Source organism: Acinetobacter sp. 22301 (assembly GCF_052045285.1).
Taxonomy (GTDB): domain Bacteria; phylum Pseudomonadota; class Gammaproteobacteria; order Pseudomonadales; family Moraxellaceae; genus Acinetobacter; species Acinetobacter pittii.
Window position 1 is genome coordinate 280,688 of sequence record NZ_JBQEOR010000003.1, and the last position, 14,442, is coordinate 295,129.

10 protein-coding genes are annotated in these 14,442 nt (G+C 37.6%); 6 read left to right on the forward strand and 4 right to left on the reverse strand.

The genetic code is table 11. The annotated features are described in order from the left end of the window. Positions 1-33: 33 nt before the first annotated feature. The 3 genes from holA to leuS are packed head-to-tail and all read right to left on the reverse strand — an operon-like array spanning position 34 to position 4,203. Entirely contained in the window at positions 34-1,023 is a 990-nt protein-coding gene (gene holA, locus ACTJJH_RS07805; RefSeq protein WP_002114918.1) for a DNA polymerase III subunit delta, read from the reverse strand. An 18-nt stretch (positions 1,024-1,041) separates the two neighbouring features. Beyond that, entirely contained in the window at positions 1,042-1,551 is a 510-nt protein-coding gene (locus tag ACTJJH_RS07810) for an LPS-assembly lipoprotein LptE (protein WP_002115142.1), read from the reverse strand. A gap of 27 nt (positions 1,552-1,578) precedes the next feature. Beyond that, entirely contained in the window at positions 1,579-4,203 is a 2,625-nt protein-coding gene (gene leuS, locus ACTJJH_RS07815; RefSeq protein WP_440600962.1) for a leucine--tRNA ligase, read from the reverse strand. A gap of 534 nt (positions 4,204-4,737) precedes the next feature. Between leuS and ACTJJH_RS07820 the strand changes: the two genes are divergently transcribed. The 4 genes from ACTJJH_RS07820 (at position 4,738) to ACTJJH_RS07835 (ending at position 10,383) form a co-directional block, all read left to right on the forward strand. Next, positions 4,738-6,462: an acetolactate synthase 3 large subunit gene (locus tag ACTJJH_RS07820; protein ID WP_002115026.1), complete on the forward strand. Its 1,725-nt coding sequence runs from the start codon at positions 4,738-4,740 to the stop codon at positions 6,460-6,462. Further along, on the forward strand, positions 6,462-6,953 hold the full coding sequence (ilvN, locus tag ACTJJH_RS07825; protein ID WP_002114824.1) for an acetolactate synthase small subunit: 492 nt from the start codon (positions 6,462-6,464) through the stop codon (positions 6,951-6,953). Before ACTJJH_RS07820 ends, ilvN begins: the two co-directional genes overlap by 1 nt. 32 nt (positions 6,954-6,985) lie before the next feature. Next, complete coding sequence (gene ilvC / locus ACTJJH_RS07830; RefSeq protein ID WP_002115094.1) at positions 6,986-8,002, forward strand: ketol-acid reductoisomerase; 1,017 nt, start codon at positions 6,986-6,988, stop codon at positions 8,000-8,002. 326 nt (positions 8,003-8,328) lie between these two features. Next, complete coding sequence (locus ACTJJH_RS07835; protein WP_440600963.1) at positions 8,329-10,383, forward strand: EAL domain-containing protein; 2,055 nt, start codon at positions 8,329-8,331, stop codon at positions 10,381-10,383. Between the two features lie 415 nt (positions 10,384-10,798). On the opposite strand, the gene ACTJJH_RS07840 is transcribed toward ACTJJH_RS07835, so the two are convergent. After that, positions 10,799-11,371, reverse strand: a complete 573-nt coding sequence (locus ACTJJH_RS07840) for a TetR/AcrR family transcriptional regulator (protein ID WP_069036446.1) — start codon at positions 11,369-11,371, stop codon at positions 10,799-10,801. Positions 11,372-11,697: 326 nt separating this feature from the next. Here ACTJJH_RS07840 and ACTJJH_RS07845 point away from each other — a divergent pair, with 326 nt between their 5' ends. Next, positions 11,698-12,561, forward strand: coding sequence for a hypothetical protein (locus tag ACTJJH_RS07845; protein ID WP_005066203.1), 864 nt, complete (start codon positions 11,698-11,700; stop codon positions 12,559-12,561). Between the two features lie 222 nt (positions 12,562-12,783). Continuing rightward, the gene (locus ACTJJH_RS07850) at positions 12,784-14,376 is read left to right on the forward strand and encodes a peptide chain release factor 3 (protein ID WP_204085841.1); all 1,593 of its coding nucleotides are present in this window, start codon (positions 12,784-12,786) and stop codon (positions 14,374-14,376) included. The last annotated feature ends 66 nt before the right edge of the window (positions 14,377-14,442 follow it).

Here is a 14,442-nt window from a genome sequence, read left to right on the forward strand (position 1 = left end):
ATTTCAAGAATGAAGAAAAATGATTCCGCCGAATTATTGTATAAATAGCGTTTTCCCACATAATTCAGCAATGGCCTGCTGCATCAAATGTTGGGCATTTTCATTCGACATTCCTTTAATTGCTGCATCAACTTGCAATAGAAGGGTGGACCAGCCTAAAAACTGTTGAGGATTTAATCTTCTTAACGCTTGTTGATATAAACTGACTTTAGTTTTCCAGATACCAAGTTGTAATGCATTATGAGGCTGTTCAAATAATTGCATCAGTAAACGCATTTCTTTGCTTAGTGTCCATAAAATCAGACTTTCTGGTTCGCCAGCAGCAATTAAATATTGAAAAATTTTAATAGATTGAGCGAGATTACCTTCTAATAAAGCATCGCTTAAATCGTAAGTGGTGTAACGAGATTGATCTTGTAAACAAGCATACAACTGTTCAATTTGAATCAGTTGCTGGTCTGGAAAAGTATCTCTTACACGCATCAAGCTATTCTTAGCTGCGAGCAGATTATGCTCATGATGCTGCATGAGCCACTGCCATGCGTCATTATCGAGTTGAATTTCGAGTTTCTCTGCTTCGGCAGATAAAATTCTTTGGCGGTCTTGCGGATAGTTTGCCGTAAGGGCAACAACAACACCATTTGCTTCCACAACTTGGAAAAAAGCAGACTTTAAGCTACTACTATCTTGCTTAGGTAGAACAATTAAAAGCAGGTTAGTTTCATTATGCTGAATATAGCTTTTAAGTTGTTTTAGCCCATTTGCGTCAGGCTTTATATTGCCATGTACTTCAATGGCAAGCTGCTGAGAAAATAAAGATAAGCTGTTAAGAGCGTTAAAAACATTTTTCCAGTCGCTTACACTACTAATATCGTAGCGCTGTCTTTCAACTTCTTGTTGTTGCCAACTTTTACGAAAAGCATCTAATAAATTTTGTTCCAGCAAAGGTTCTTGGCCATGTAAAATCCACGCACCCCGTGCTTCCGGAATGCGTTTTAAGGCTTGTAAATAGTCAATTTTCATTGCTGGTAAAAATAAAGATTAAGGCTGAGCTTTTGGTAAACGATTTGCTGAAATCTGACGAGTAATTTGCTGTGCAATGTCATCGATCACAATACGTTGCAAATAAGATTCTTGCTGATTTTCGGTGTTAACCGTTGCAAGATCATATTGGTAACTACGAGATGCAGTTAATGAACGTGGTTCAGTAATTTTATTACCTTGACGGTCTTCAATCTGGAAGGTTACGGTTAAGCGTAATAATACTTCCGTTAGTTTTCCATTTAAAAGCTGACGACGTGGTGTGTACTCTAAAACACGGAGTACGTAGGCATCATTATCATTGCTGAATTGAACACCATTTGCAGCTAAATAAACTTTTAACTGGGTTTCTAAATCATCAGTTTTAGCTGGTAACTCAAGGCTTAATTTTTTATAAACAAGCGGAGTTGCAGTCGGGTTGGTTCCTTTTAAATGAAATCCACACCCGACTAAGCCTGCACTAAGGCCTAAGGTCAAAACAACAGCGGCTAAACGTTTGGCAAAGTGCATGCTTGATCCTCTCATTAATAACTTTAATTAAACCACGAGGTTAACTAATTTATTTGGAACCACAATTTCTTTCTTTGTTGGTCCTGTTAAGAATTGTTGAACTTCTGGAAGAGCTTTAGCTTGAGCTAATAGATCTTCTTTAGAAATATCAACCGAAACTTCAAGTTTACCGCGAAGTTTACCGTTAACCTGTACAACAATCGTTTGTGTATTACGAGTTAATGCAGAAGCATCGACTTCAGGGAATGTCGCTTCTGTTACATCTGTACCAAACTGAGCCAATAATGTTTGACTTAAATGTGGTGCAAATGGAGCAAGTAAAGTTAACAGTGTGGTGATCGCTTCACGTTCTACAGCAACGTCATTATCATCTTTTGCTTCAAACTTGTTGCTCGCATTTAACAATTCCATCAAAGCAGCAATCGCAGTATTGAATGCATGACGACGTTCGATATCATCACTTACTTTTTGAATAGTTTCGTGTGTTTTGCGACGTAAATCTTGAGCGTCTTTAGACAAGTTAGCTGCATCAATCGTAGAAGCTTGGTTGCCCTTTTCAAGGAAGCTCGCTACAAGGCGCCACACACGTTTTAAGAAACGGTTTGCACCTTCAACACCTGCATCAGACCATTCTAAAGATTGATCTGGTGGAGCAGCGAACATCATAAATACACGTGCTGTATCTGCGCCGTATTGATCAATAATCGCTTGTGGGTCGATACCGTTGTTTTTCGACTTAGACATTTTTTCTTGTCCGCCGATCACAACTTCTTGACCGTCACCTGAATATTTTGCAGAAAGAATACGACCTTTTTCATCGCGTTCTAATTCGATATCAGCAGGGTTAAACCAAGTTTTTTTACCATTTTCTGCTTCACGATAGAATGTATCCGCAAGCACCATGCCTTGAGTTAACAAGTTGGTAAATGGTTCATTACCTTGTACTACACCTTCATCACGCATTAATTTGTGGAAGAAACGTGCATAAAGTAAGTGAAGAATCGCGTGTTCAACACCACCAATATATTGGTTTACAGGAAGCCAGTTTTGAGCAGCTTCAGGTTTCACCATTCCGCCAGTGAAGTCTGGAGACGCATAGCGTGCGTAGTACCAAGATGACTCTACGAATGTATCCAATGTATCTGTTTCACGACGTGCATTACCACCACAACAAGGACATTTAGTTTCATAGAATTCAGGCATTTTATTAAGCGGGTTACCTGAACCATCTGGAACAACGTCAGTTGGTAATACAACTGGAAGCTGGTCTTCTGGAACTGTGACTTGACCACAAGTATCACAGTTAATCATTGGAATTGGACAACCCCAGTAACGTTGACGAGAAACACCCCAGTCACGTAAACGGAATTGAACTTTAGAATTTGCTAAACCTTGTGGTTCTAATTTTGCAAGGAATGCATCAAATGCAGCTTGGAATTCTAAACCATCAAACTCACCAGAGTTAACAAGTTTACCTTCTTTAGAACCGTACCATTCTTGCCACTCAGTTGCAGAGTAGTCTGCATCGTCAGCGCCTTTGGCATCAATCACTTGCTTAATTGACAAGTTAAACTTGTTAGCAAATTCAAAATCACGTTCGTCATGCGCTGGTACAGCCATCACTGCGCCAGAACCGTAAGACATTAATACGTAGTTTGCGATCCAGACAGGAAGCTCTTCACCAGTTACAGGATGCTTTACAAACAAACCTGTCGCCATGCCTTTTTTCTCGGCTGTTGCCAAGTCCGCTTCTGCAACTGAACCCATGCGGCACTCTTCAATAAATGCAGCCAATTCAGAGTTGTTTTCAGCAGCTTTAAGCGCAAGAGGGTGTTCTGCTGCAACGGCAACATATGTCACGCCCATAAGCGTGTCAGCACGTGTTGTATAAACAGTTAAGCCATCAGCATAAATTTCGGTATTGGCAGATGGGAAAGTAATTTCCATGCCTGTAGAGCGACCAATCCAGTTACGTTGCATGGTCAACACTTGTTGAGGCCAGCCGTCTTGTAGAGTGTCTAGGTCGTCTAATAATTCTTGTGCATAGTCAGTAATACGGAAGTAGTACATTGGAATATCGCGTTTTTCAACCAATGCACCAGAACGCCATCCGCGACCATTTTCAACTTGTTCGTTTGCTAAAACAGTTTGGTCAACCGGATCCCAGTTTACTGTTGAAAGTTTACGGTAGATCAGGCCTTTTTTATAAAGCTGAACAAATAACCATTGTTCCCAGTGATAATACTCTGGTGTACAAGTTGCAAATTCACGATCCCAGTCTACAGATAGACCTAATTTTTTTAATTGGTCACGCATGTACGCAATGTTTTCAAATGTCCATTTTGCTGGAGCAACTTTATGGGCAATTGCTGCGTTTTCCGCAGGTAAACCGAATGCATCCCAACCCATAGGTTGTAATACAGTTTCACCTTTTAAACGGTAAAAACGGCTAATCACATCGCCAATTGTATAGTTACGCACATGCCCCATATGCAGCTTGCCGCTTGGGTAAGGAAACATTGACAGGATGTAACGATGTTTACCTTCGACAGTGTCGGCAACTTTAAAGACTTTACGATTTTCCCAATCTTGTTGAACTGATGGTTCAATCGTGTTTGCTTGATATTCGGGGTCAATGTGAGAAATAGTCATAGACGTAAGCTATACAACAAAAATTGATATTAAAGATTGTTGCACAGCATAGCGCAAAATCGACAAAAATGCAGTTTTGGGATGGATTTATTTTCCGTTAAAAATTAAACAAGAATAAACCTGAAAAAAGCGGGGTAATCATAAAAAAAGAAAAGTGGAAAAATCAAATAAGATGAAAAAATAGTCAGTTAAAAAATAATCATAGAAAAGTGTTTCTTTAATCTTGACTTTAGTGAATTAAACAACAAAAATGCTTCCTTTAGTTTTATATGCGATTATTTGATCACCCTTCGAATAACCGTCATGTTTTGTAATAGACATTCTCTCTAGCCGAGAGATTGATTTTACTTAAAGTATGTATATCCAGACATGCTTTATTAATGTTAAAAAAGCTTATACGGCTGAAAAACAGAAATTTTTCTATTGCAACGAAAACTAGACAATATGTGTGCTATAACAGTGCAGACAATTCAATGAATGAAACACTATTTGTGCCTTCCATAAATAGTGATAAAGATTTTAGGGTGAATCACGTTGGAACTTTTATCTGGTGGTGAAATGCTCGTTCGTGCTCTTGCGGACGAAGGCGTTGAACATGTTTTTGGTTATCCAGGCGGCGCTGTATTACATATTTATGATGCGCTATTTCAACAAGACAAAATTAATCATTACCTCGTACGTCATGAACAAGCTGCTGGTCATATGGCAGATGCTTACTCGCGTGCCACAGGTAAGACAGGCGTAGTACTGGTCACTTCTGGACCTGGCGCAACTAATACTGTGACTCCAATTGCAACAGCTTATATGGACTCAATCCCAATGGTGATTTTGTCTGGCCAGGTTGCATCACATCTTATTGGTGAAGACGCTTTCCAAGAAACTGATATGGTAGGTATTTCACGTCCAATCGTGAAACACAGCTTCCAAGTTCGTCATGCAAGCGAAATTCCTGCAATTATCAAAAAAGCATTTTATATCGCAGCAAGTGGTCGCCCTGGTCCAGTTGTAGTCGATATTCCTAAAGATGCGACAAATCCTGCAGAAAAATTTGCGTACGAATATCCTGAAAAAGTGAAGATGCGTTCTTATCAGCCACCTTCACGTGGTCATTCTGGCCAAATTCGTAAAGCGATTGATGAGCTTTTAAGTGCAAAACGCCCTGTAATTTATACGGGTGGTGGTGTTGTTCAAGGTAATGCATCGGCATTATTGACTGAACTCGCACATTTACTAGGTTATCCAGTAACTAACACACTTATGGGCCTTGGTGGCTTCCCTGGCGATGATCCACAGTTTGTAGGCATGTTGGGTATGCACGGTACTTATGAAGCAAATATGGCGATGCATAATGCTGATGTCATTCTTGCAATTGGTGCGCGTTTTGATGACCGAGTAACCAATAACCCAGCAAAATTCTGTGTGAATGCTAAAGTTATTCATATTGATATTGATCCGGCGAGCATTTCAAAAACAATTATGGCGCACATTCCAATTGTAGGGGCAGTTGAGCCTGTACTTCAGGAAATGTTGACGCAATTGAAACAATTAAATGTGTCTAAGCCAAACCCTGAAGCAATTGCTGCGTGGTGGGATCAAATTAATGAATGGCGTAAAGTTCATGGCTTAAAGTTTGAAACTCCGACTGATGGCACAATGAAGCCGCAGCAAGTTGTTGAAGCTTTATATAAAGCGACCAATGGTGATGCTATCATCACTTCAGATGTGGGCCAACACCAAATGTTTGGTGCGTTGTATTACAAATACAAACGTCCACGTCAATGGATTAACTCAGGCGGATTGGGCACCATGGGCGTAGGTTTACCTTATGCAATGGCTGCGAAGCTCGCTTTCCCAGATCAACAAGTTGTTTGTATTACTGGCGAAGCTTCAATTCAAATGTGTATTCAAGAGCTTTCGACTTGTAAGCAATACGGCATGAATGTGAAGATCTTGTGCTTGAATAACCGTGCTTTAGGTATGGTGAAGCAGTGGCAAGATATGAACTATGAGGGCCGTCACTCAAGCTCATACGTTGAATCATTGCCTGATTTTGGCAAATTAATGGAAGCTTATGGTCACGTTGGTATCCAGATTGATCATGCCGATGAACTAGAGTCGAAGCTTGCTGAAGCAATGGCGATTAATGATAAATGTGTATTCATTAATGTCATGGTTGATCGCACGGAACATGTTTATCCAATGCTGATCGCAGGTCAGTCTATGAAGGATATGTGGTTAGGTAAAGGGGAGCGTACATAATGAGACATATTATTTCTGTACTCGTTGAAAACGAAGCTGGTGCGCTTTCTCGCCTTGTTGGTTTATTTAGCCAACGTGGATATAACATTGAAACATTGAATGTTGCGCCAACCGAAGACCCAACTTTGTCACGCTTAACATTAACAACCTATGGTGATGACCATAAGATTGAACAGATTACAAAGCAGCTCAATAAACTTGTTGAAGTTGTGAAAGTAGTTGATTTATCAGAAGGTTCACACATTGAGCGTGAACTGATGCTGATTAAAGTAAAAGCGTTAGGTGCTTCACGTGCTGAAATTAAGCGAACAGCGGATATTTTCCGTGCGCAGATTGTAGACGTGACACCAACTACCTATACCATTCAAATAGCAGGGACAACTGAAAAATTAGATGGTTTTATCGATGCGCTTGCAGAAAACACTATTCTAGAAGTCGTTCGTTCAGGTGTATCTGGTATCGCCCGTGGCGAAAAAGTATTAGCCATTTAATTTTTTAAAAAGTATTTTAGCGGAGAACACAAATGCAAATTTTTTACGATAAAGACTGTGACTTATCAATCATCCAAGGCAAGAAAGTAGCGATTATTGGTTACGGTTCTCAAGGTCATGCTCATGCACTTAACCTTAAAGACTCAGGCGTAGACGTAACTGTAGGTTTACGTGCAGATTCAGCTTCTTGGAAGAAAGCTGAAAACGCAGGTCTTAAAGTTGCAGAAGTTCCTGCTGCTGTTAAGCAAGCTGACCTCGTAATGATTTTGACTCCAGATGAATTCCAATCACAACTTTACCGTGACGTGATTGAGCCAAACATCAAAGAAGGCGCGACTCTTGCATTTGCTCATGGTTTCTCTGTTCTTTACAACCAAGTTGTTCCACGTAAAGATTTAGACGTAATCATGGTTGCTCCAAAAGCACCAGGTCACACTGTACGTTCAGAGTTCCAACGTGGTTCAGGTGTTCCTGACCTAATTGCAATCCACCAAGATGCTTCTGGTAATGCACGTAACGTTGCTCTTTCTTACGCTTCTGGCGTAGGTGGCGGCCGTACAGGTATTATCGAAACCTCATTCCGTGAAGAAACTGAAACTGACTTATTCGGTGAGCAAGCAGTTCTTTGTGGTGGCGCGGTTGAATTGGTGAAAATGGGCTTCGAAACTTTAGTTGAAGCTGGTTATGCACCAGAAATGGCTTACTTCGAATGTTTACACGAACTTAAATTGATCGTTGACTTAATGTTCGAGGGTGGTATCGCTGACATGAACTACTCAGTATCTAACAATGCTGAGTACGGCGAATATGTAACTGGTGTTGAAGTAATCAATGAACAATCTCGTGAAGCAATGCGTAATGCATTGAAACGTATTCAATCTGGTGAGTACGCTAAGATGTTCATTCAAGAAGGTGCGTTAAACTACCCATCTATGACTGCTCGTCGTCGTCAAAATGCTGCACATGGTATTGAAGTAACTGGTAATAAGTTGCGTGCAATGATGCCATGGATTCAAGCAAACAAAATCGTAGACAAAGAAAAGAACTAATTTTCTTTATCTAACGTTTTAAAAGAACCCTGCTTTAAGCAGGGTTCTTTATTTATACTATTTTATTTGAATGTGAAAATTGCGATTAGGCCAACTTGACTAGATTAAATAAATTCTATATTTTTCATATAATTGGCTGCTTAATTTTTATTTACTTTATTGATTTATAAAGTAAAAAATACTTGACCAAAAGATAGATAATGTTATTGTTTATAACTGACTGAATAAGTCAAATTTACTAAAATTTCTTTAACATGTTTAATTGTATTTTGGGCAATGAGTTGAACAAAATAAAAAAAAGTATTGAATAATCATGGAAGTCCAATATGGGTCATGTTGATTACGATAGCACATTGATCGTCGGCTCTTTTATTGCAGCTGGCTTCATTTGTTATATTGTAATTTCCATGGAGCAGCTAATATTCAAGCAAGTCTATAAGAAATTTGAGTCCTTAATTTTATTTATTAATGGATTGCTACTCGCCTTAGCAATTAGCATCGTCCATATTGTTGGTATACAAGCTTATCATCTGTTTGATGCAGCTCACTCTAATATGCCTTTAATTGCAATATCTTATGCTATTAGTGCATTGTTATCTTGCATTGCGATGTGGTTGACTTCGCGTTTTACACTCCCTTTATTTAGACTCATTTTGAGCTCGATTATTATGGGAATCGGAATTTCAGCTTCATATTACATTAGCATGCTGGGCTGGAATATTAATGTTTATAAAAAAGATTACACTTCGTTTTTACTTTTATTTTCTGTATTAATTGCGATGAGTGGTTCAGGGCTAGCGTTTTTATTAGCCTATAAATTAAAAGACACCGAACGATATCGCTTAACTTTAAAAATCGCATTTTCGGTTATGATGACCTTAAGCATTATGGGGATGCACTATACAGCGCTTATTGCGACGAATATTACTGATAAATTTATTAGCCAATATCAGGCTGAACATGACTTATTATTATTCACAATTATTCTAGTCACCTGTTTGGTACTCGTAGCAAGTTTTATTGTTGCAATGTTAGAGCAACGCCTTACTCAACAGAATTTAGAGCTGCGTAAGGCAAATAAAGAATTAGCTAACCTATCTATACAAGACAATTTAACCAAATTACCTAACCGCCTTTATTTAGTGGATTATGCTGAAGTATTACTTTCAGATCATCGATACAAAGACCAGAAAATTGCTTTCTTATACATTGATTTAGATCGATTTAAATCGGTGAATGATGCATTTGGACATCATGTGGGTGATCAATTACTTATTCAGATGGCGAACCGCTTACATTGGCAACTCAATGAGAAGTGCAAACTGCTTAGAATTGGCGGTGATGAGTTTTTGCTTATTGCCGAAAATACAAATGCCGATGAAGCAGTTATTTTGGCTGAGAAAGTTTTACAGCTGATTCAAGAGAGTTATCAGATTTCTGGTAAAGAAATTAATATCTCTGCAAGCTTAGGAGTGGCACTATTTCCTGAGCACGGACAAAATGTTCAGGACTTACTCATGAACGCTGATGCCGCGATGCTCATGTCTAAAGAACAAGGCCGAAATACTTACACCATCTTTAGTTATTCAACCCATCAACAAGAAACGAGAAGTCAGTCAAAACTAATCAATGATCTTTATAAGGCCGTAGAAGAAAAGCAGTTCATCCTATATTACCAACCAAAATTTAATACGAACCTTGAGGTCTGTGGCGTTGAAGCATTAATCCGTTGGAATCATCCAGCTTTAGGAATACTCACCCCGCATATGTTTATAGAAGGTGCAGAAAAAACGGGTTTGATCATTCCAATGGGATATTGGGCACTTGAGCAAGCTTGCCTGCAAATTCAAGAGTGGGAACGCAGTAACACCCCATTTTATCCAGTCGCAGTAAACCTATCTGCACTACAGTTCGAAAATAAAAAATTATTTAGTACACTCGAAGCATTATTGAAAAAATATCAAATTCAACCTCATCACTTAATTGTTGAGATTACTGAATCAACAGCAATGCGACATATCGATTTAAGTATTCGAGCTTGTGAGCGACTACGTGATATGGGCATTCGAGTCGCAATTGATGATTTTGGAACAGGTCATTCAAGCTTTTTATATTTAAAAGATTTACCTGTAGATGAATTGAAAATTGATCGTGGTTTTATTGTTGACTTAAAACCAGGCTCAAAAGAAGAAGTTATATTAGAAAGTATAATACATTTAGCTAAAAAGTTGGGTTTAACCGTAACAGCGGAAGGGGTGGAAACTCAACAGCAAGTTGAGATTTTAACCCGTTTAGGTTGTCAGCAATTTCAGGGTTATTTATTAGGAATGCCTGTTCATGTCGATCAACTGATTGAATCTCAAGGCGCTCACTTCGCTTAATCTTTTCTATATCGATTTTTAAACCTAACATTTCCTTTTAATTTTATCTTTAAAGAACAATTAATTAAAATAAATTTATCTTCTAAAATACACCTATATATTTGTAGTAGTGAATAGTATCAGCTTCTCAGTTAGTTGAGTATTTTACATATAATAATTTATGAATATATACTGCAAGTATAAAGTAATACTAATAAATTGATGTTTGTATTTTATAAAATATAAGAGGTGAAAAGGATTGTTATAAAGTATTATGAAGTTTATATAATAATTGAAATTAATGAAGATAGAACTAAATAAAAATATTAATTTTTAGGGAGTGAATGGATTTTTGGTGGAGTTGGAGGGTAGACTCCACCGAATTAAAAATACTTTTTATCTTTATTAAAATATAAATATTTAATTAATTTATAAATTAAATAGTTGCATACTCTCGAACTGTTTCTAATTCAATAATTTTGTTTATATAAGACCACGTTTGTTCTGGATTAATCTTTCCTTTATTTATAGTGCCGTCAATAATGATTCCATCTACGATGTTAAGAAAGAGCCCTGTTAGAATTTTTGTGTTTTCTACTTCTAACTCTGAAAGAGCTGAGAAAACTAACGAGTAAATCCACTCCCGATATTCATTAATTTGATGCTTAATAGAAGGGTACAATTGCATGACTTCTATTGTCGCTTTTTTAAATAAGCAGCCATTAAAGTCATCTGTATTAATCCAATCGATATACCAATTAAATATCTTTTTTAATTTAATCAAAGGGTTGTTGGTATTCTTTATTTTTTCCAATATTGAATATTGGATCTCTAAATTTCTCTTATAAAGACATTCTTCAATTAAGGCTTCTTTAGAAGAAAAGTATTTATAAAAAGTCATTTTTGCAACATTTGACTCAGCAATAATGCGATCAATACCAATAGAAGTATAGCTTTTTTGGTTAAAGAGGGATGTTGCTGTTGTTATAATAGTTTCTCTTTTTGTCATCGGGTTCCCCGTTGCGGATATTTTTTGATTAACTTTGCTATTGTAAAGTGTATAAGCTTAAATAAAACTTATTTTATAGTATTTAAAAAATTATATTTATTCAATAGCTTGGTTAATTTAAAAAACAACATATTATATATTTAATTGGCAATAGTTTACTTTTTTAAATATTATTAATTAATCCGTTGATTTGTTGAGATAATACACATAGTATCAACTTGTTAAGTATGGGTGTGCGGAATTTATTTTAGCAATTGAATGCAAAATTGTAATAAAGAGAGAGCCTATAACTTAACTATAAGAAAAACTTTTTACAGAGAATCATTATGTTAAAAAAATTTGAAGACTTTAATAATCCAAGAGAAAAAGCATTGCAGGGGATGAAAAATAGTATTCCTGCAAAACAATGGGATGAAAATTTACAATTTCTTAAACAGTTAAGAAAAACAATTGCAGAGTTACCAGTTTGTAATCATCCTGCTATTGAGCTGTTAAACGGTGGATATCTTGATAAACAACGTTTGACTCTTATCCATTTAGAATATCGTCATGCGATTGTACAAATTTTTACTGACGCTCTATTAAAGGCTCAATTTTTAACAAAACAATTGGAACCTAAACTCCACTCTGGAGCGAAGATGTATCCACGGGTATTATTAAGTTTAAATATACTTGATGAGTTTGGCTTTCGCCCTGGTTTAGACAAAGATAATTACTATCTGGGTAATCCTGAATATGCTCATTATCCTTTATATGAAGATTTACTTAATGATTATGGTTTAACGGAACTTGACCGTCGTAATTATAAACCATCAAAATTTGCAGATCAGGTTAGATCATTTTTAGAATCTTCTTATGATAGTTATATTAATGTCGTGGCATTATTAGCTGTTGCAGAGGAGGAAGTCATTCTTTTTAGTCCTCCATTACGTCAAGCAACCAAATTCGTAAATATCGATGTTGAAGGTGGTGGTTATTACCATGTACATGGGGTATCTACGGATGAAACATCTGAGGCCGCTGATGACGATCATGAAGATGACTTGTGGTTTGCATTAGCACAAGCAATTACAAAAGATGATTATGAAAGCTTAACCAAGTTATGTATTGATTACTGTGCTTTATGGAATGAGTTCTGGGATGCACAAATTGCAGATGTTCAATTCATTGAAGAAAAGAAATTGGCGTAAAGATTCTATTAAGTCTTAATCAAGCCCCATCTATAAAAAGGTGGGCTTTTTTAATTGTAAAATTTCTAAGAAGTTAAATTACATACTCAAAAAAGCTTATGAGTAACTCATGGCTTATCAACAATCATTAAACAGTTCTATAAATCTGCTACAATTACGCCAATTTTTATTTTGATCGACTTTAGGTCTTTGGCACTGCAATCTCCGCAGTAGGTGTATTTCATGAGTTTTAAAGATGAGTTAGCGGCACAGGTTGCTCAACGCCGCACATTTGCCATCATTTCCCACCCCGATGCCGGTAAAACCACCATGACAGAGAAATTACTGTTATGGGGTAAAGCAATTCAGGTTGCAGGGATGGTAAAAAGCCGTAAATCTGACCGCGCAGCTACATCTGACTGGATGGAAATGGAAAAAGAGCGTGGAATTTCCATTACTACGTCTGTTATGCAGTTCCCTTATAAAGGTCACACCATTAACTTACTTGATACACCGGGACATGAAGACTTCTCTGAAGATACTTATCGTACCCTAACTGCAGTTGACTCTGCATTAATGGTGATTGATGGTGCAAAAGGTGTCGAAGAACGTACCATCAAATTGATGGAAGTTTGTCGTATGCGTGACACTCCGATCATTTCATTTGTAAACAAGATGGACCGTGAGATTCGTGAACCACTTGAGTTACTGGATGAAATTGAGAATGTCCTCAATATTCGCTGTGTACCAATTACATGGCCATTAGGGATGGGGCGTGATTTTACTGGTGTATACAACATTCTTGAAAACAAATTGTATGTCTACAAAGCAGGTTTTGGTTCAACTATTACAGATATTGAAGTACGCGATGGCTATGACCATGCAGATATCCGTGAAAAAGTAGGTGAGCTGGCTTGGGCGTCTTTTGAAGAGTCACTTGAGCTCGTACAGATGGCGAATGAGCCTTTGGACCGCGAATTATTTTTACAAGGTAAACAAACTCCAGTTCTATTTGGTACAGCATTAGGTAACTTTGGTGTTGACCACGTGTTAGACGCATTTATGAATTGGGCACCAGAACCTAAAGCGCATCCAACACAAGAGCGTGTTGTCGATGCTAAAGAAGAAGGTTTTTCTGGTTTCGTCTTTAAGATTCAAGCAAACATGGATCCGAAACACCGTGACCGTATTGCCTTTATGCGTATTTGCTCAGGTAAATATGAAAAAGGTTTGAAGATGAATCATGTACGTATTGGTAAAGATGTTCGTATTAGTGATGCATTGACATTCCTTGCGGGTGAACGTGAACATCTAGAAGAAGCGTGGCCAGGTGATATTATTGGTTTGCATAACCACGGCACAATTCAAATTGGTGATACTTTCACAAGTGGTGAAAATCTACATTTCACAGGTATTCCTCACTTCGCACCAGAGATGTTCCGTCGTGTGCGTTTGAAAGATCCATTAAAGTCAAAACAATTGCAAAAAGGTTTGAAAGAGTTGTCTGAAGAAGGCGCAACTCAGGTATTTATGCCACAAATTAGCAATGATTTGATTGTGGGCGCAGTTGGTGTGCTTCAGTTCGATGTGGTTGCTTACCGCCTGAAAGAAGAATACAAAGTTGACTGCGTGTATGAGCCTGTAAGTGTTAATACGGTTCGTTGGATTCATTGTGATGATGATAAGATTCTCAATGAATTTAAGAAAAAAGCACATGATCAGCTTTCTATCGATGGTGGTGGTCACTTAACTTATCTTGCGCCAAGTCGTGTCAACTTGCAGATTATGCAAGAGCGTTGGCCTGATATTCAGTTCCGTAACACGCGTGAACACTAATCTTTAAGATTTGACAGACAGCTTCGAACAGAAGCTGTTTTGTTTTGAAAAATAAGAAAGGATGAT

Excerpts from the sequence above, each read along its gene's own strand:
- ACTJJH_RS07810 (WP_002115142.1), bottom strand. The coding sequence starts at position 1,551 with ATGCACTTTGCCAAACGTTTAGCCGCTGTTGTTTTGACCTTAGGCCTT.
- holA (WP_002114918.1), bottom strand. The coding sequence starts at position 1,023 with ATGAAAATTGACTATTTACAAGCCTTAAAACGCATTCCGGAAGCACGG.
- ACTJJH_RS07845 (WP_005066203.1), top strand. The coding sequence starts at position 11,698 with ATGTTAAAAAAATTTGAAGACTTTAATAATCCAAGAGAAAAAGCATTG.
- ilvN (WP_002114824.1), top strand. The coding sequence starts at position 6,462 with ATGAGACATATTATTTCTGTACTCGTTGAAAACGAAGCTGGTGCGCTT.
- ACTJJH_RS07840 (WP_069036446.1), bottom strand. The coding sequence starts at position 11,371 with ATGACAAAAAGAGAAACTATTATAACAACAGCAACATCCCTCTTTAAC.
- ilvC (WP_002115094.1), top strand. The coding sequence starts at position 6,986 with ATGCAAATTTTTTACGATAAAGACTGTGACTTATCAATCATCCAAGGC.
- ACTJJH_RS07835 (WP_440600963.1), top strand. The coding sequence starts at position 8,329 with ATGGGTCATGTTGATTACGATAGCACATTGATCGTCGGCTCTTTTATT.
- leuS (WP_440600962.1), bottom strand. The coding sequence starts at position 4,203 with ATGACTATTTCTCACATTGACCCCGAATATCAAGCAAACACGATTGAA.
- ACTJJH_RS07850 (WP_204085841.1), top strand. The coding sequence starts at position 12,784 with ATGAGTTTTAAAGATGAGTTAGCGGCACAGGTTGCTCAACGCCGCACA.